Genomic DNA, 18,337 nt, shown 5'->3' on the forward strand with positions numbered 1-18,337 from the left:
CATAGGAGTTGTATAGATTTATGATATGCTGCCAATTAATTTTAGTTGATTCCTTTGCCATAACTAGGACCTCCTTACTTTCTCCTATAATTGTAACAAAGGAATCTTAATATATATATCCGTCAAATCTTTTACGCTTACTATATTGAGTGTAAACACAGATCAAAGTTTGAATGGATTAAACCATGGGAACTTTGTGATATGATAGGTAACCTAATTGACAATGCCATTGAAGCTGCTATGTTAATCAATAACTCTAAACAATGGATAAAGGTTAAAATAAATAAGTCTGGAAATAAGCATATGATCCAAATAGAGAATACAGGAAAATTAGATAAAAATATTCATATGAAAGATTTGTTTAAATTAGGAGTTTCTACTAAAGGCACCATGGGTCGAGGATATGGCTTATATATAGTGAAACAAATAGTTGAAAAATATAATGGAGTTGTAAATATAGAAGAAACAGATAGTGGCACTGTTTTAGTGACACTGTGTTTAACAGAAGAAAAAAAACAGTGTGTTAAAAGTATTATTTAATTAAATTTCTGTTTATATATGTAAAGGGTTAAAATATAACACTGGCAAAACAAACACATTTGTATACCCTTTATTTATAAAATCATTACAGTTTAAAAAGATTACTACATATTTTAATGAAAGGAGAATTAAAATAAAATGTTTAAATCACTAAGCAAATATTTATCAGCCTTTGCTGCTTCATTACTTACAGTAATAGCAATGAGTGGTGTGAGTAATGCATGTACATGGGGACTTTACGAACCTAAAATGCCTAAAAGCCTTAGAAAGGAACTTTAATTTTTATGGTATATAAGATGAATGTATTAATATGTGATGATGATAAATATACAAGAAAAATGTTGGAAAAAATAGTATCCAAAAAATCTTTTATCGAAGAGATATATTTAGCAGAAGATGGGCTTGCATCAATAGAAATTGCAAAAAATAATCCTGTAGATATTGTATTAATGGATATTGACATGCCTAAATTAAACGGTATTGAAGCTGCAAAAACTATTAGTAACATATCTTCTAAAATAAAATTTATTTTTATTACTGCTTATATGGATTACGCTATTGAATCTTTTAGCGTACATCCATATGATTATTTGTTAAAACCTATAGATATTTCAAAGTTAGAAGAATCTTTAGACGACATAAAAAAATGTATAAATCAACTACCTAGCTCTATTGATAAAATTGCTGTTAAAAATAAAAATAATATGTTTTTCATATCCATAAATGAAATATTATTTATAGAAAAAATGAATAATCAATTACTACTTCATACTACCTGTGAAACTTATACATTAAACAAAAAGTTAGTAGAGTTAGAAAATATTTTAAATAAAAATTTTTGTCGAGTACATAGATCATTTATAGTAAATATAAAAAATATATCTACGATTAAGGATTTAGGAAATAGATCTTATGAGATTGGTTTTGAAGGGACTTCTAGAACTGCTTTAATGAGTAGATATAAATTTGAAGAATTAAAAAAGAAGATTGTTGCTTTTTAATATATATGACAATCTTCTTTTTGTTAATTTTTTATAATTTTATAAAACTATTTCTTTATATAATTATCTATAAACTTAATAGTTTTATCTAAAGCATCATCAGATTCAACCCAAAAATCAGGAAAATATCCAATACCATCTCTCCATATAAAATCTGGTTCCATTAACATTAAAGACCCATATTGAACTCTCAACTTAGAATTTGGAAGGATGTTAATTCCTAGACCAGGTATATTTAATGCACCGGCTGAATTCATTCCAATGAATATGGTGTTATCCATTTTACTTAATGTACTAATCATATTTTCACTAGCTGATGCAGTATTTTTATCAAAGAGAACAATAATTATTTTATCATTTTTTAAGTATCCTAATTCAGGAATCCTTATTCTTGACCAACCAGTTAAATTTGAGGCATGAATATTCTTATAAAATTCTTTCAAATCTACTCGTTTCAAATTATTTGTAATAAAATTATCAGATACTCGCTTTTTACAAACTTTAGTTAATAATGCACAATCAATAAGTTTAAAATAATCTACCTTGTTATTAGTAAAATTTGAAATCCACTTACATCCATCAAAGATTGCACCACCTTGATTACCTCTTAAATCTAATATGGCAATATTCTCATCTGAATATTTTAAACCATCCTCTGTAAATGACTTTAGCTCTTTATGAAAGGAACCAACTTTAAACACAGGTATTCCTTGAACTTTTTTAAATGTATAATTTTTTAATTTTATTTTTTTTGAGGGTGGAATTACCCTTTTTAGTTCCATTTTCTTTTGAATTTCCCTTTTTTCATCCTTAAGAACTATATTTATATCTAATGAAGAACTTGTAACATCTTTTAAATATACAATCTTATATATAATTTTTCCGTTGTCATCAAGGGATGGCCTTATATAATGAGATGGATCTTTTCCTTCAATTGATTCTATGGAGTATGTTTTGTTTTCATCTTCTATATAATACGTATTACTATCTCTTACAATAGGATTCTTCATATTCATAAATGCGTATGTAGTATTAGTAAGAGGCATATAATTTACTACAAAATGTCCATCCTTAATGAATTTTAAATTCTTAATAACAATTAAATTAAATTGAATTGTCTCTATTCTTCCATTCTTATCTTTAGATTTGTTTACTTCTTCTAGGATTTTACTTCTTACTTTATTAAATTTTTCATCTCCACCAAAATATTCATAAGCAGGATATCCATACTTTAGATTTATGAAAAGATAGTCTATATCCTCTATCATTTCTTCATATTTTAGCATATTCTCTTGAGCTAATAAAGAATCTGAAGGACCTCCTTTAATTTGATTATTTTTAGGAATCTTGTCTAATCCTTCCTCCAAACTAGTATATTTATTATATAAATATTTTTTCAACTTTTCTTCCATCTCTTCTTTAGATAAATCACTAGTAATTCTATGGGAATTAATATGTGTAATAATATCTTCTGAAAGGTTATTGAGTGTATATTTTACTTTTTTTGTCTTTTTACTATCAGTTGATTCCTTAGTAACACAAATAATATTTAAATTATATATGGTAAATACTATACTGAAAATAATTACTAGACTAGTAACCCCTAAAACTATTGTTTTTTTTGTTAGTTTCATATATATTATACTCCTTGTTTTCTTATATATAATATATCTTTTCTTTTTTAATAAATGAAAAATATATTATTGTAATTATAATAAAAGAAATCAATATTATAGGTCCTATAAAATAGGTACAAACCCCAAAAGCTATTAATGTACTGGGATCAAATGACGTTATTAATCTATATTGAGGAATTCCTAGTCCTGCTAGTATACAATTTTCTAACATTGTATAAACAAATGGACCTGTTAATATAATGAATATGTTATTCCTATATAGTGACAAAACAAATCCAAAAGTTCCAATAAGCCCACCCAATAAACCTCTCCATAGACTTAATAAAAAGCCATAAACAAAAGGTCTATTAGCAAAATAATATCCAGCAAATTTCTCCAATCCATAATCATCACCCGATGGAACTACCGTCTTAATAAAATATAAACAAATGACCAATCCTACAAATGAAGTCAAAAAAATAATTATGCTACTACCTAAGAATGTTGTTACCCATTTGCAAAAAATATATTTTTTCTTAGATATTTTATTAGTTGTATGTACAAAAAAATCATCTTTTCCTTTGTAGTATAATATCAAATAAGTAGGTAAAACTGCTAATATTGGGAAAATTAAAGCAAATATTTCACAGGATTCTTCCCAAATTTCAATATTGTGATTATAGGAATATCCAGATATTTTAGGAATTATAATGATAATACTAAGAAGTACACTTCCTATTAAACTACTTATATAATATTTTTTCATTTTATACCATTCTAACTTGAGAACTTTTAACATACTAAAATCTCCTTTAAAGAGGCTGGGGGATTCTTGCCCTACAATCCCTTATTTTTTCACTTATCCACAGTTTTAAAGATTTATAATTTCCTAGTAAACGAAGAAATCAATAAAACTGACACCAAAATTTTTTTAAAATTTTTCATAACTATCACTCTTTTTTTTAATTCCCAACTATTTTAATATTACTTACTTGAGTGTCAAAAGTTATCTACTAGTAAGAAGCTAGTATATTCTCATAATCTGAAAAGCTAACCTCTTTAATACAACTTAATAAAAATATGTGTATTATCATTGTTATTTTCATTATATTTCTGTATTTTTGTACTTTAAGGTAGTTTGAGTTAATTTATCATGTAAATAAGAATCTGTAATAATAAAATATAACAAATAGATTATTGGTATATAGTCTTCTATATCTTTATATACGCCTTCGGATAAATTAATTGTAATATTAATATCCCAGAAATATATTAAAATAGGTAAAGTAAGTAAACATTTTATACAAATTCTAAGAAATTTGTATTTTTCAGAATTTTCAAGCGAAAAATTCAAATTAAAAAGATAATTGCCAACAGTTTTACCATACAAAAAATAAGAACAAATATAATATATTCCATACAAAATAATAGGCATTATAGTTGAATTATTCCAAAGGATATATTCAAGCAAAAACAAAGTTATGATTTTTATTATTAGACAATCTATGAAAAAAGATATAATTCTATATATTCTTATATTCCTCATGCTTAATCAACCCCATCATACAATAGATAATAACATATGTGTGTCCAGCATATAATTTTACATCAGAAATTTCAGCTGTTTTAGTCTTATTAAAATATTTGTCTTCTTCCCAATATCAAAAATCAAAAGACCAATCCACTTTCTTTTTCAACAGCAAATGAACTAATTGGTGCTCCCATTTGAACTAATACAAGAGTTAATATTAGCAAAAAGGCATTTGTTTTTCTCATGATTTTTTTCCCCTTCTTTAGTAAAATTTTAGTTATTATGATTATGCTTTACACTTAGAAAACTACTTTGCCCAAGTTATACAACATGACACATGCATATTATATTAGATTCATTTAGTTTTGAATACTAGCCATATGTAAATAACCCAAATACGAAATTAAATAGTCATTATATTGCATTGAATAACCGAAAATAATATATATATTATTGCTATATATAAGTTGATGTAATTTTTTGTATGAACTTATATATATTTAACGTATTTCAAATTAACATGACACAGTAAATAATTTCCTAAAAAAATAATCTCATAGCTACTGACTGGAAGCTTACACTTTTAGAAAAAAAGGAGCAAGGAAAATGTATAAAAGTACGAGTAAGCTGACTGATTTATTTTTTTTATGTACCTAAACATGGCGTCAATCAATTTAATGATTGACGCCATATTTTTTAATTATTTTCACTTTCACTATAAAGAGTTTATGTGCCCTCTTTTACTAAATTCCCGTTGATGCCTTTTGTACCATCTTTTCATGGTATTCACTAGGCATTCCTGTATTATGGGATAAACTGTTTGATAAATATAGATCAAAGTGTCCCGTAACATTATTATTGGCAACTGTATCTTGAGCATGGGGCATACCTGATAGAGATGCTGCTATATTCATGCCATCATGGAATATGACCACCGCTCTAGGAGTCCATGTCCAAGTGCCAAATAGTTGCTTCATAACCTCTGTATCAGCAGAAGTTAGGGGCTCAATATCAGAGTGATTATATCCTCCCATCATTTTAACTTTAAATTGTAAACCCGTATCCACATCTGTAATAGTAAAAACATCATATCTTTTTATTAAATATTGCCCTTCCCTAAACCAATCTATAACTTTCCCCTTCCTTAAAGGCACAGGATCTTGTCCAGGAGTAATTGTATAATCCCTTGGAGCATAGGCTGAGACTGAAATTGTTTCTCCTGCACTGAGTAATTCATCACTATCCATATAGTTGTATTTTAAGATATTCTCAGGAGATGTTCCTACTTTTTTTGCAATAGCGTTTATTGTATCTCCTGGTTGTACTGTATAAGTTTGTACATTATCTGTTGTTGGGTCCGGTTCCATAAGGGTAGGATCAGGAATTATTAGCTTTTGACCTACCTGAATCATGTCACTTGTTAAATTATTAGTGCCCTTAATCTCATCTATTGAGGTATTAAACTTATTTGCAATTATCCAAAGACTATCACCAGATTGTACTATGTAGGTATTCATATTTCCTGTATCTTCATCCATCTCAGGATTTGAATCTGTTTTTTTAGGAATAGATAATTTTTGACCAATTTGAATTATATCACTTGTTAAGTTATTAGTACTTTTAATCAAATCTATTGATACGTTAAATTTATTTGAAATTTTCCAAAGGCTATCACCAGCCTGTACTGTATAAGTTAAACTAGGACTACTTCCTTTTGTAGTTAAAATAACTGTCTTAGTATTTTCATCCCACTGCACATCTAATTCTAATATTTCTCCTATAAAATTTACAGGAATCATTACCTTATTATCTATAATATAATGCTCTGGCATTGGAATAGAATCTCCATTAAGTCTCCCTGTACTAGACCCCATAATAAATGCAAGTTTTTTATCTCCCTTGTTAACACCAATAGTTTTACTTTCATTATTAAACCAAGTACTCCCTCCTACAGATTGGGTTATTTCTCCTAGAGGAACATAGGCAGTACCATCCATCACAAAGGGATTTTCACTATAGTGTTGAATTTCGTTATTTAATTTAACATTAATTATCTCCTTATTTACACCCTGCTCAATACTAGGAGTATTAGCAAAGGCTGCCATATTGGAAAAGGGAATCGAAAGGAGTAATAATGAACCAACCACCAACTTTATCTTTCCTATTTTTATATTAGAAAAATTTCTCTTTACATACTTATGTATCCTCTCATATAAGGTTTCATCCTCTTCATTTTTCCCATGTTCAAACTCCCTAGCAAATTCAGCAAAACTCATATTAGGATCTAATTTCAATATGAGAGTATAACCATCTTCACTTAATTCAAGTTTATGACCTATAAACATACTCAAAGTAAAACCTCCTTAAACTATTTCATAATTATAGGATTTCCCATAAACTTTAAATTATAAATAATAGAAAAAATAAAGAGATAAACAAAATTTCGTTTACCTCTTTACTCAACTCAAATATATTTTCCTGAAGTAGGCCCATATAAAGCAAGTTTATAAATAATAAATCTATAATCCATATATATCTGAAAACTCAATATTTATCATTTCTACTTTATCTTCTTTACAATGTGGATTTTTAGCTAAATCCCACTCTTCTGTCTCTTCCACATTAGCAGGTATTTCAATTACAAACTCACTTCCCAATTCATACTCACCATTTAAATATATCCTTCCACCATGAAGCTCTATAATTGATTTTACTAGAGAAAGACCTATTCCGCTACCTTCCCTCTCCCTATGAAATAAGGGCTGAGCCTGTCTAAACCTTTCAAATATTATCTTTTGTTTCTCCTTAGGAATACCTACACCCGTATCCTTTACAGAAATACACACCTTGTCATCTCTATCATATACATTTACATAAATACTATCATTAGGTCTAGTAAACTTAATAGCATTAGAAAGGAGATTAAGAATTACCCTTTCCATGTTATCTGCATCACAAGAAATTAGTTTTTCTTCCGTATCCGTATCAAATATGATATTTACTTCTTTGATTTCTATGTAGGCTGCAACGGATAAGGTTATATTTTCAACAACTTCCACAATATTATGATTCTTAAATTTCATCTTTAAAAATCCTGAATCTATCCTAGTAATATCTATCAAATTATTAATAAGTCTAATTTGCCTATAACAATTCTGTTTCATTATATCTGAGTATTTTTTATAGTATTCATAATTTAGACCTTGCCTGCTTTTGTCATAAGTCCTATTAAGAAGTTGAATACTCCCTAGTATAATATTTAAGGGTGTTCTAAATTCATGGGATATATTTGAAAATAATTCGGTCTTTAAACGCTCATACTCTAAGGTTTCTTTAAGTAGTCGCTGTTCTTCTTCTGCTATTTTTCTCCTTTTCTCTTCTTCCTTTTTTCTCTCTGAAATATCTCTAATAATAGTTAATGTGGCAGGTTTACCCCTATGGGTAATTCCATTAGTTGACATACCCACATGTATTACTTCCCCATTGGCTTTTATTATTTTTTGTTCTAAAATATTAAAGTTAGTCTTTGATTTTTTCACATCGTCAAATCTCTTTTGTACAATGTCCTTATAATCTGGATGGACAAATTCTATAAATCTTTTGTTTATTAGATTTTCACTATTTTCCTCCCCTAATATTTTTGTCACAGCTTTATTTACAAATACAATTTTATCTTGGCATTGAAGAAAAATTCCATCTGGAGAAAGTTCCACAAGACTTTTATAGCTTTGTTCACTTTCTTCAAGCCTCTTAACATTTACCTTTATTCTATGCTTTAAAAAGAGAATATTTATTAACAAAATAATAATGATTATTATACTTCCTCCTAAAAAATAGTTTATAACACTTTTCCTTGTAAGATTTATTGTTATATATTGCCACTTAGATTGGACTTCTTTCAATTGATTAACAGACATTTTCCTTATTCCGTTATCTATAAGGGTTAATAATTCCTTATTTCCCTTCTTCACTCCTACCCTTAGGGGTTTTATATATATGGTCTGGAGAAGGTTAAACTCATTTAATTCAGGATAATAAAGGGCTGTATTTTTCAAATCCTTATAATAATCTACAGATAGGGCCTTAATATCTCCCCCTTTAATTCTATCCATTATGTCCTTATTGCTAGTATATACGGATAACTTCACATTGGGATAATTTTTTTGTAAATAAAATCTAGCATTATTACTTTGACTAACGGCAATTCCTATATCTTTAATGTCATTAATATGCCATGCATTTACATCATTTTTAACAAATATTCCTGTCATCATATCCATAAATGGAATACTAAAATCCATGTACTCTGATCTATCCTCATTATAAAATAGACCCAGATGTACATCCGCTTCTCCCTTTTTAACCATATCTAATGTGTTAGACCAGGATGTCATTTTAAATTCTATATTTACACCATTAGTTTTTCCCCACGCTCTCCAAAAATCAATCAATATGCCTTCAGGGTTACCTTCATTATTCACATAGCTAAATGGTTTCCAATTATTCCCACAGGCTATTTTTATGGCCCTTCTATCTTTTGATTCCCCTGGTAAACAACCAGTAAAACTGGACACAACTATTAGTATTAGAATTATATATTTAATCAATTTATTTGCCATGTATTGATTTACCCCTTCCAGCAAGTTTCCATGTATTTTAGCCTAAAAATTCATTCCATTATTCATAGACAATTGTATATGGATATTATACAACATATGCCTTACACATGAAAGAACTTGTCAAAATAAATCGAATCAAGTCTCTTTTTGTATATAAAAAAACCTGTACCTTCTTAACGAGCAATAAAACTCATATACTTTGGTACAGGCTTATTTATTTCATATGTCTAATTATTATAGTATAAACTATTAGAAGAATACTCAGGATCAGAAGTAACATCAATACCTAGTTTTCTAAATGTCTGTTCATCAATTGTACTTAAAATAGTTGTAGAATGGGCTTGACATCCCTTAAGCATAGTTAATTTTTCCATAGCAACTTGAGCTGTAGGATTAGTTGTCATACTAATGCTAAGTGCAATTAAAATCTCTTCACAATTTAAAGCTGCCCTCTTACTATTAAAAGTCTTTGATTTTAAATTAATGATAGGTTCAAGGATGGATGGTGAAATCAAATGAATTTCATCTGAAATACTTGCAAGATGCTTAATTGCATTTAATATAACTGCTGCCGATGCATCCATGGTACTTGAACTCTTACCAGTTAATATGGTTCCATCCTGAAGTTCAAGGGCCACTGCTGGACACTTTTCGTTCTTTCCAGATGCTTCCTTTAACTCAGCTTCCTTTTCCCTAGCTGGAGTAACTACCTTACGATCTTCCCCCTTAAGGTTAAGTTCTTCCATAATTAATTTTGCCCTTTGGGCCGTCTCTAAATCAACATATCCCTTTTTATATTCACATCCAGTTTTAAAATATCTTCTAATTATTTCTTGTCTAGACGCTTCCTTAACTGCCTCGTCATCAATAATACCAAATCCCACACGATTAACACCCATATCCGTTGGAGACTTATAAATAGATTCTTCACCTGTAATCTTTTGAATAATTCTCTTAAGTACAGGGAATGCCTCCACATCACGGTTATAGTTTACAGTAACTTCATTATACTCATCTAGATGGAATGAATCAATCATGTTAACGTCCCTTAAGTCCACTGTTGCCGATTCATAAGCAATATTTAAAGGATGTTTAAGTGGCACATTCCAAACGGGGAATGTTTCAAACTTAGAGTATCCCGCTTCACGACCATGCTTATGCTCATGATATAACTGGCTTAAACAAGTGGCAAGCTTTCCACTACCAGGACCAGGAGCCGTTACAACCACGATAGGCTTTGTAGTTTCAATATAAGGATTCTTTCCATAACCCTCATCACTAACAATAGTATCCACATCTGTAGGGTATCCCTTTGTGAAGCGGTGTGTATATACCTTAATTCCTCTTCTTTGAAGCTTATTCATAAATACTGTAACTGCAGGTTGATTGTCATATCTAGTAATCACAACACTATTAACATCTAAGTCATAAGACCTAAACTCATCAATCAATCTTAAAACATCCATATCATAAGTTATACCAAAGTCTCCACGGATTTTGTTTCTTTCAATATCCCCAGCATAAACACAAATAATAACTTCAACTTTTTCCTTTAACTTATGTAGTAGCTTTATTTTGGCATTTTCTTCAAATCCTGGAAGTACCCTTTTTGCATGTAAATCACATAAAAGTTTTCCTCCAAACTCTAAATAAAGCTTGTCATAATTATTTACTCTTTCAAGTATAAACTTCGATTGTTCTTCTAAGTATCTTTTTGGATCAAACCCTTTTTTCATAATCAACCTCACTATTCTTAAATATTCTTTGACTATTTTATCATCAAATGGCCTTAATTGTAATAACTATTTTTTTCTTTTTTCAATTGGCTTTCATAAATAAATTTATAGCGATTAAGCTTTTTTTATAATATCCTTTATTCATTCCTATGTAGTAATTGAGGTTTTCCTATATGATACCCTTGAAAACAGTCCACATTCAGGTCTTGTAGTATATTTAATATGGCTTCATTTTCCACAAATTCAGCAATAGTTTTCTTACCTAAAGCATGGGCTACTCCATTCATAGCTTCTATCAAAGCCCTTTGCCTTGGATCCTTGTCTATATTTTTAACAAATGATCCATCTATTTTCAAATAATCTACAGGTAAATTACTCAATTGTGAAAAAGAAGAAAATCCTACTCCAAAATCATCCAGTGCAAATTTGCATCCAAGTAATTTTATTCGTCTTATCCATTCTTCACTTTGCAATAAGTCTCTTATAGCTGTAGTTTCAGTAATTTCAAAACCTAATCTACTAGAATCTATATTTTTATTTTTAATACTATCTTCTATAAAAGCCAATAGTGCCTTATCCCCTAAAGAAAGGGCTGATAAGTTTATAAATATATGTATATTTTCATGTTTTCCCAAAGTTTCTAAGGCTTTTGTCACAACCCATCTATCTATTTGAGACATTAATCCATACTTTTCTGCTATGGGAATAAATTCATTAGGATAAATTATATGTCCATCCTCACTAACCATCCTAATCAATGCCTCATAATGGGCCATTTCATTATTAGTTTTAGTAATTGGTTGATAATGTAGTACAAATAAATTTTCCTTAATTGCCCTTTTTATTAAATTTACAGTGTCATTGACCTTAGATAACTTGATTTTGTCCTCAATAGTTTCAATAATTTCAAGTCTATTTTTCCCATTATTTTTAGCTGAGTATAGGGCCGTATCTGCATAGGATAATATCTTTTGGCATGTTAAAGATCCATCTATTTTCACAACCCCAATACTAGTAGTAATATTTATATTAATTCCAGAGGGAAGGTCTAATTCATTTTTTTCTAACCACGTCCTGATTCTTTCCGCTATTTGTACCCCCTCATCCAGGGTAGATTTAGTTAATAATACGGCAAATTCATCTCCACCGAATCTTCCTATTATATGTTCCTTTAATAAAAGTTCACTTACTTCATTACTTATTTTAATGAGAACTTCATCTCCCACAGAATGACCATATGTATCATTAATTACCTTAAAATTATCTAAATCAATAAGCAATAGGGCACTACATATTTTCTCATTCTTGGCCATATTGATAGCCTTCTCAAGATAGTTTTTTAAAGAATATCTATTTAATATGTGTGTCAATGAGTCGTGGGTTGCCAAATGGGATAGTTTTTCATTTATTTCTTTAACATTATTTAGAATAGAATTATATTGCTTTTCACGTTGGATAAATCCTTCTATTTTTTCTTCTAATTCTTTAATCTTTTCTTTTGCCACCGCCAATTCTTCTTGTATTCTCACAGTAGTTTGTTCACTTCCTTTCCTAAATCAAACACATAATTTTCTTTATAAAAATATAGAGTACATGGTTGATCTATAATTTAAACTCTTCACCATTACTAAAAAAATTGATTTCATATTGCATATATAGTTTAATGTTAGTATTTTTATGAATAGGGTGTAGTGTCTACATTTCTAATTTTGAATATTTTCCCATATAAAAAACTAAGGGCCTGCTTCCTCAGGTCCTTATACATTATTTTACAATAATTATAACATTTTTCTACAAAAAACGATATATTTCTACATATAAAAATCATATTTCATAATATTTTTTATTTTAAAACACAAAAATTAGGCCAGCCTTGACCATCTGCAAAATTTTTTGATAATCATTGTAATCCTTCTGTTTAGATAGTTATTTTATAATGTATACGAAATACTTCTATCTTGCAACTATTCTAACACAGAAGGCTTAGAAGATTCTATTATATATTTTACAAAAAACTTTTACTTGTATCCAGTATAAAAAAAGAGCCTCCTTTGATTTAATGGTAGTGACTAAACATACCAAATAAAGGCGACTCTTTAATATTTCAATATAATAATAAAACAATTTTCAAGGAAATTATAGATTTCTGGTGTATAAACTTGTTTTATGCGGGCCTATAAGGGAAACTATTGAAAATCTTTTCCACCCAAGTCCTTGTCACAAGCGAAAGTGTGAATCTTCGTAGATAGGTTCACGCGTCATGTTCAAGTAGCATAGGATGTTGTGACGTTCCAGGGTTCCAAAGATTTTCAATAGTTTCCCTTATAGGCAAGTTACTGTATAAAGCAATTTTAAAACCAATAAATCTATATATATGTAATTGATGATCATATTTTTCGTTATTAAAAAATATTTACGTTCTTTCTAATATTCCTACTTCACAGATATAACATATGTTTACTAAATAATTATTGAATAGACTCTGCAATCTTTATGAGTTCATCCTTTGTAATTTCTCCGCCGCCTGATATGCCGTAAATCACATTGTTAGCTTCCCAGTCAATACTTCTATCATTAATCAATATAGCCTCTACATCATTAATTTTTACTTTTTCAATTTCACCATCTACTGACATTCCATATGCCGTTTCTTCATCAGCAGATCTTTGTTGCATAAAAATTTCTTTCCCTGTTTTTTCATGGATAAAATATAGATTAATATATTTTGTATTACTTACAACTCCCTTTTCATCCTTATAAAATTCTGCCCTATTAAATTTATAACCCTCTGGTAAATAACTAGGAAGGATAACATTAAAGCAAGTATATTTATTTAATCCTTTAGAATCTTTAACTATTAATGTGTTTTCTTCTTCTATTTTTTCTTCTTCAGATACAGTAATAATCTTTCCATTTGAAAAATCAGCAATTTCTTCACCATCTACTGTATAATATTTCCCATTATATTTACGTGAAAATTCTTCTACCTTTTTTCCATTTTCATCAAAAACGTTTCCCTTTAATTCCTCTGGAATAGGCCATGTTTCTATTTTAGGTGATTCAGTTTGTATGACAGTTATATGGTCAAGGGATATGGTCTTTATTATTCTCTCTACTAAATCCTGCCCAAAGGATGATGACATGGTTATGATACATGCTGCTAATGATGCTGCTATAATCCTCATGGATCTTATTTTATTTGATTTTTTCATATTATTATGCCCCCTATACCTTTTCTTATTTTTCAATACTTTATGAAATACAGCTTCTTTATTACTCATTTTACTAAAATCCTTATCTCCTAAAGTTTTTCCCAGATTTAAAAGTTCATTATATTCTTCAAACTTTAATATGTTCTTCTTATCTATTCCATTCAAATACTTATCCATATTCATAGAAAATTCCTCTTCAATACTTTTTTTACTCATATTACCCCTCCCTTTCTATTTCCTTTTTTAGCTTTTTCATTGTGCGATAAAGTATTATGCCCACGTTACTTTCCGTAATATCTAATAGTTCTGCAATTTCCTTATTTTTTAGATTGGCACCAAACTTTAGTGCCACAATATTTCTATCCCTGATACTTAACATATTTAAAGCCTTTAAGAGTTTATCATTTGCTTCTCCTGTTAATACCATATCTTCTGGAGTTTTTTCCCTTGATATTAATTCCTTAATCATATCTAGGGAAAATAACTTACCCTTTTTTATTCTTCTAAAATGATCATTTACCACATTCCTAGCTATGGCAAATAACCATACTTCAAAGGGTGATTTACTTTCAGAATATGTACCTATTTTAAGGATTAGCTTTTCAAAAACCTGGCTTGTTAAGTCTTCTGTTATATAATGGCCGTTGACTCTATAATATATATAGTTGTAAATCCTTTTGTAATAGGTTTCAAATATATAAGTAAATTCTTTTTCTTTATTTAAATTTTCTTCAATTTTCTTTTCATCTAAAGAATCGAGTGCAATAATTTGATCCATCCCCTACAATTCTCCTTCCCTAAATTTTTTACTTAGCTAAGTAATCTCATATGTTAATACGTAAAATTTTCTATTTCATTACATGTATTTTTAAAAAAATATGGCGTTGACTGTATATAAATCCCTTTACCAGTCAACGCCATATTTATGCATGTTTACTATAAAAAAGTCTATTTTTCTGCCTTTGGAAATGTAACAATAGATTTAAACAAATCTCCATCCACAACGATTTTTAAATTTCCCCTTTGAAGTTCTATAAGATTTTTAGCTATTGCAAGGCCTAATCCTGAACCCTCCGTATTTCTTGATTTATCTCCCCTTGTAAAACGCTCTGTTATTTCACTTTCATTAAAATTCATTTCATAGGAAGACATATTTTTGAATACAAAACTTATTTCCTTTTCATCTTCTAAAACATCTATATATACTCTTGAATTCTCCATGGCATATTTTAGAATATTACTCATAATATTTTCAAAAATCCTGTAGGTTCTTCTACCATCTAATTGGCAGATCACCTTATTTTTTGGTGCATTCATTTTGATTGTAAGTGTACTTTCATTTATTTTTTCCTCAAGTTCTCCTATGGTTTGTCTACATAGGGCTATTACATCCACATCTTCTAAGTCCATATCTATATTTCCACTACTTGCCTTGCTTGCCTCAAACAAATCCTCAATAAGAACCTTTAATCTTTTGGATTTTCTATCAAGTATATCTATATACTCCCTTTGAGTTTCATCCACAAGGTCTTCACTTTTTAGTAAATCCACATATGTAATAATGGATGTAAGGGGAGTTTTAAGGTCATGGGAAACATTTGAAATAAGCTCTGTTTTCATCTGCTGACTTTTGGTTTCCTTGTCTATTGCCACCTTAAACCCATCTTTAATATTATTTAAATTTATTGCAATGTCACTTAATATGCCCATTTTTTCATCAATATTAATATCAAAATCTCCCTCTACTAGCTTATTAGTAGCATTGTTTAAAGCCCTTATTCTACCACTAAACTTTAACAAATATACATACAGTACTATAGTGTAAAGAAAAGCTATAACAATTCCCAAACCTTCAGTTGATGCTATTATGAATAATATAATAAAATTACCTACTAATGTTACAATAAGATCGCTTTGACTATCATTAGTTTTTTTTACTTTAAATATTTCTTGAAATAATTTTTTCAAATTTCTTATTATACAAAGAAATTTCTTTATTATATAACAACATAATCTTCCTAAAATACTATTTTTGATAAAACCTTCCTTGAAACCTGTATGATAAATATGTTTCATATGGACAATACTTAGATAAATAAGTAAGTATAATAGGAACAACAAGGGTACTAATGCAAAATGAAAATATTCACCCCCATCATATATTATGTCTATAAGACTATACATTCTATTTGGCCTATAGGTAGTTCCCATTAATGCTCCTGTGCAGCAAACAATAGTACCAAATCCAATCCACAATAAAAATTTAAATTCTAAAAACATCTTATTAAATAATCTACAAATAGTTTTTTCCCTTTGTAAATAATAGGATGTACCCAAAGCCATGATAGATAATATAATAATACTTACAATTCCTATTACTGAAAGTAATATTATACGCTTATATATATAATGAGATTTCATATAATACATGAAAACATCATTAGGGTTATTTATCTCCGTTGGAACCAAATATGTAATATTAAAATTAGCATATCTAATTTTATCTTTATTCCTTAACTTTAATCTATCCATAATAGTTTCTTTATGAAGTTTATTTCCTAAGGAACTTTCTATTTTAGGATCTCCCTTTTCATCCATACTCAAATTTAAATAAAATCGACTTTTATCTATTTCTTTTTTAAATTTATCATCTGTAACTTCTGGTATATTACTTTTTATAGTTCCTTCCCCATCAGTTATATAATATTTAATATTTTCCATAAATTCATAGGCAGGTTCAAATCTATCATTAGACTCAAATTTTGATAATTTTAAATAGGTTGTTAAACGAGTCAACCTATATACAAAATCCTGGCTTTCTAAATAAGTTTCTATATCATCTGATCTATAAAATAATTGGTCACTGATGAAACCATAAGTACCTGCAGACATAATCGTAAATATTAATATTATCAATACCATAAATCTATAATATATGGGTTTACTTTCCTTTTCTTCCCTTTCTGTATTTATCTTATCTTCTTCTTTCTCTATGCTATTGGTCAAATTTGTATCCAATCCCCCACACCACCTTTAAATATTTTGGTTCTTTCGGATTAATTTCAATTTTTTTCCTAATCCTTCTTATATGAACTGTAACCGTATCTGGGTTATAAGCTGCTTCTTTCCAGACTTTTTCGTATATTTCCTCTATAGAAAAGACCCTATTTGGATTACTCATAAGTAAATAAAGAATCTTATATTCTAAGGGAGTAATCTTAACAGATTTTCCGTCTACTAATATTTCTTTACTCTCATCATTTAACTCAATTCCACCTATTTTTATCACATTTTCTTTTAACTCTTTAGCATTTGAATAGCTTGTGTACCTTCTTAGGTTTGAATTGACCCTTGCCACTAATTCCATAGGGTTAAATGGTTTTATAATATAGTCATCTGCACCTATATTAAGACCCCATATTTTATCCATATCCTCTGACTTTGCAGAAAGAATAATAATGGGAACTGTACTTTTCTCTCTTATTTTAATTGTTGCACTGGTACCATCTAGCTTTGGCATCATAATATCTATAAGAATTAAATGAATCTCTTCTTTTTCAAATATTTCTAAAGCTTCTTTTCCATCATAAGCCTTAAAAACATTATAATTCTGATTTTTTAAATAAACGCCTATGGCATCTGTTATTTCTTTCTCGTCATCTACAACAAGTATATTATACATATGTACACTTTCACTCCCAAACCTTTTTCAGATATATCCTATAGCTATATTAGCACACATTTTCTAAAATTTAACAACTATAATTCTTACAAATTTCTTACAAAGAAATAAAACTCCATATGGTTTTATCACTTTTATGGATTTACGAACTCAAGGCTTATTCCATACAGTAATTTGCCTACGAAAATTGGATAGGTTGTACTTAATTAGACAATAATTATTCGAACGTAATAAAATCAAATGAAAAATAATTTCTTTCTAAATCATGACCACCCGTCGAACGGGTGGTTTGCTTTAGCCCTAGAAGGGCATGTTGCTCGCCGTGTCTTAAGACACATTGAAAGGTCTGCCAACCGCTTTCCTTCTCAGGCTACCCCTAAAGGGGTTATTTTTTCTTGCC

At 28.9% G+C, this 18,337-nt stretch carries 13 protein-coding genes; 3 read left to right on the plus strand and 10 right to left on the minus strand.

The genetic code is table 11. The annotated features are described in order from the left end of the window. Positions 1-177: 177 nt before the first annotated feature. From N4A57_RS00900 to N4A57_RS00910, 3 genes are all read left to right on the plus strand, one after another. Entirely contained in the window at positions 178-540 is a 363-nt protein-coding gene (locus N4A57_RS00900) for a sensor histidine kinase (RefSeq protein WP_293655464.1), read from the plus strand. A 138-nt stretch (positions 541-678) separates the two neighbouring features. Next, positions 679-819, plus strand: a complete 141-nt coding sequence (locus N4A57_RS00905; protein WP_293655449.1) for a cyclic lactone autoinducer peptide — start codon at positions 679-681, stop codon at positions 817-819. Between the two features lie 17 nt (positions 820-836). Continuing rightward, entirely contained in the window at positions 837-1,541 is a 705-nt protein-coding gene (locus N4A57_RS00910) for a LytR/AlgR family response regulator transcription factor (RefSeq protein WP_293655450.1), read from the plus strand. 47 nt (positions 1,542-1,588) lie between these two features. Here N4A57_RS00910 and N4A57_RS00915 read toward each other — a convergent pair whose 3' ends face one another. The 10 genes from N4A57_RS00915 to N4A57_RS00960 all read right to left on the minus strand — a co-directional run bounded on the left by N4A57_RS00915 (position 1,589) and on the right by N4A57_RS00960 (position 17,937). Then, positions 1,589-3,175, minus strand: coding sequence for a S41 family peptidase (locus tag N4A57_RS00915; protein WP_293655451.1), 1,587 nt, complete (start codon positions 3,173-3,175; stop codon positions 1,589-1,591). Positions 3,176-3,197: 22 nt separating this feature from the next. Beyond that, entirely contained in the window at positions 3,198-3,956 is a 759-nt protein-coding gene (locus N4A57_RS00920) for a hypothetical protein (RefSeq protein ID WP_293655452.1), read from the minus strand. A 1,475-nt stretch (positions 3,957-5,431) separates the two neighbouring features. Continuing rightward, positions 5,432-7,033, minus strand: coding sequence for a LysM peptidoglycan-binding domain-containing protein (locus tag N4A57_RS00925; protein ID WP_293655466.1), 1,602 nt, complete (start codon positions 7,031-7,033; stop codon positions 5,432-5,434). A gap of 174 nt (positions 7,034-7,207) precedes the next feature. Further along, a complete protein-coding gene (locus N4A57_RS00930; RefSeq protein WP_293655454.1) occupies positions 7,208-9,307 on the minus strand; it encodes an ATP-binding protein in 2,100 nt (699 codons plus the stop codon). A gap of 227 nt (positions 9,308-9,534) precedes the next feature. Next, positions 9,535-11,043, minus strand: a complete 1,509-nt coding sequence (locus N4A57_RS00935; protein ID WP_293655455.1) for a DUF1846 domain-containing protein — start codon at positions 11,041-11,043, stop codon at positions 9,535-9,537. Between the two features lie 137 nt (positions 11,044-11,180). Further along, entirely contained in the window at positions 11,181-12,572 is a 1,392-nt protein-coding gene (locus N4A57_RS00940) for a putative bifunctional diguanylate cyclase/phosphodiesterase (protein WP_293655457.1), read from the minus strand. Between the two features lie 939 nt (positions 12,573-13,511). Beyond that, complete coding sequence (locus N4A57_RS00945; RefSeq protein ID WP_293655458.1) at positions 13,512-14,471, minus strand: DUF4367 domain-containing protein; 960 nt, start codon at positions 14,469-14,471, stop codon at positions 13,512-13,514. 1 nt (position 14,472) lies between these two features. Continuing rightward, positions 14,473-15,033, minus strand: coding sequence for a sigma-70 family RNA polymerase sigma factor (locus tag N4A57_RS00950; protein WP_293655460.1), 561 nt, complete (start codon positions 15,031-15,033; stop codon positions 14,473-14,475). Positions 15,034-15,203: 170 nt separating this feature from the next. Next, positions 15,204-17,273, minus strand: coding sequence for a sensor histidine kinase (locus N4A57_RS00955; protein WP_293655461.1), 2,070 nt, complete (start codon positions 17,271-17,273; stop codon positions 15,204-15,206). Beyond that, entirely contained in the window at positions 17,251-17,937 is a 687-nt protein-coding gene (locus N4A57_RS00960) for a response regulator transcription factor (RefSeq protein ID WP_293655462.1), read from the minus strand. The genes N4A57_RS00955 and N4A57_RS00960 overlap by 23 nt, the downstream gene beginning before the upstream one ends. Between the last annotated feature and the right edge of the window lie 400 nt (positions 17,938-18,337).

This window comes from Anaeromicrobium sp. (assembly GCF_025210435.1).
Taxonomy (GTDB): domain Bacteria; phylum Bacillota; class Clostridia; order Peptostreptococcales; family Thermotaleaceae; genus Anaeromicrobium.

Bases quoted from the DNA above. Each gene is read 5' to 3' on its own strand.
- N4A57_RS00905 (WP_293655449.1), top strand. From the start codon at position 679: ATGTTTAAATCACTAAGCAAATATTTATCAGCCTTTGCTGCTTCATTA.
- N4A57_RS00910 (WP_293655450.1), top strand. From the start codon at position 837: ATGAATGTATTAATATGTGATGATGATAAATATACAAGAAAAATGTTG.
- N4A57_RS00915 (WP_293655451.1), bottom strand. From the start codon at position 3,175: ATGAAACTAACAAAAAAAACAATAGTTTTAGGGGTTACTAGTCTAGTA.
- N4A57_RS00920 (WP_293655452.1), bottom strand. From the start codon at position 3,956: ATGTTAAAAGTTCTCAAGTTAGAATGGTATAAAATGAAAAAATATTAT.
- N4A57_RS00925 (WP_293655466.1), bottom strand. From the start codon at position 7,033: ATGTTTATAGGTCATAAACTTGAATTAAGTGAAGATGGTTATACTCTC.
- N4A57_RS00930 (WP_293655454.1), bottom strand. From the start codon at position 9,307: ATGGCAAATAAATTGATTAAATATATAATTCTAATACTAATAGTTGTG.
- N4A57_RS00935 (WP_293655455.1), bottom strand. From the start codon at position 11,043: ATGAAAAAAGGGTTTGATCCAAAAAGATACTTAGAAGAACAATCGAAG.
- N4A57_RS00945 (WP_293655458.1), bottom strand. From the start codon at position 14,471: ATGAGTAAAAAAAGTATTGAAGAGGAATTTTCTATGAATATGGATAAG.
- N4A57_RS00950 (WP_293655460.1), bottom strand. From the start codon at position 15,033: ATGGATCAAATTATTGCACTCGATTCTTTAGATGAAAAGAAAATTGAA.
- N4A57_RS00960 (WP_293655462.1), bottom strand. From the start codon at position 17,937: ATGTATAATATACTTGTTGTAGATGACGAGAAAGAAATAACAGATGCC.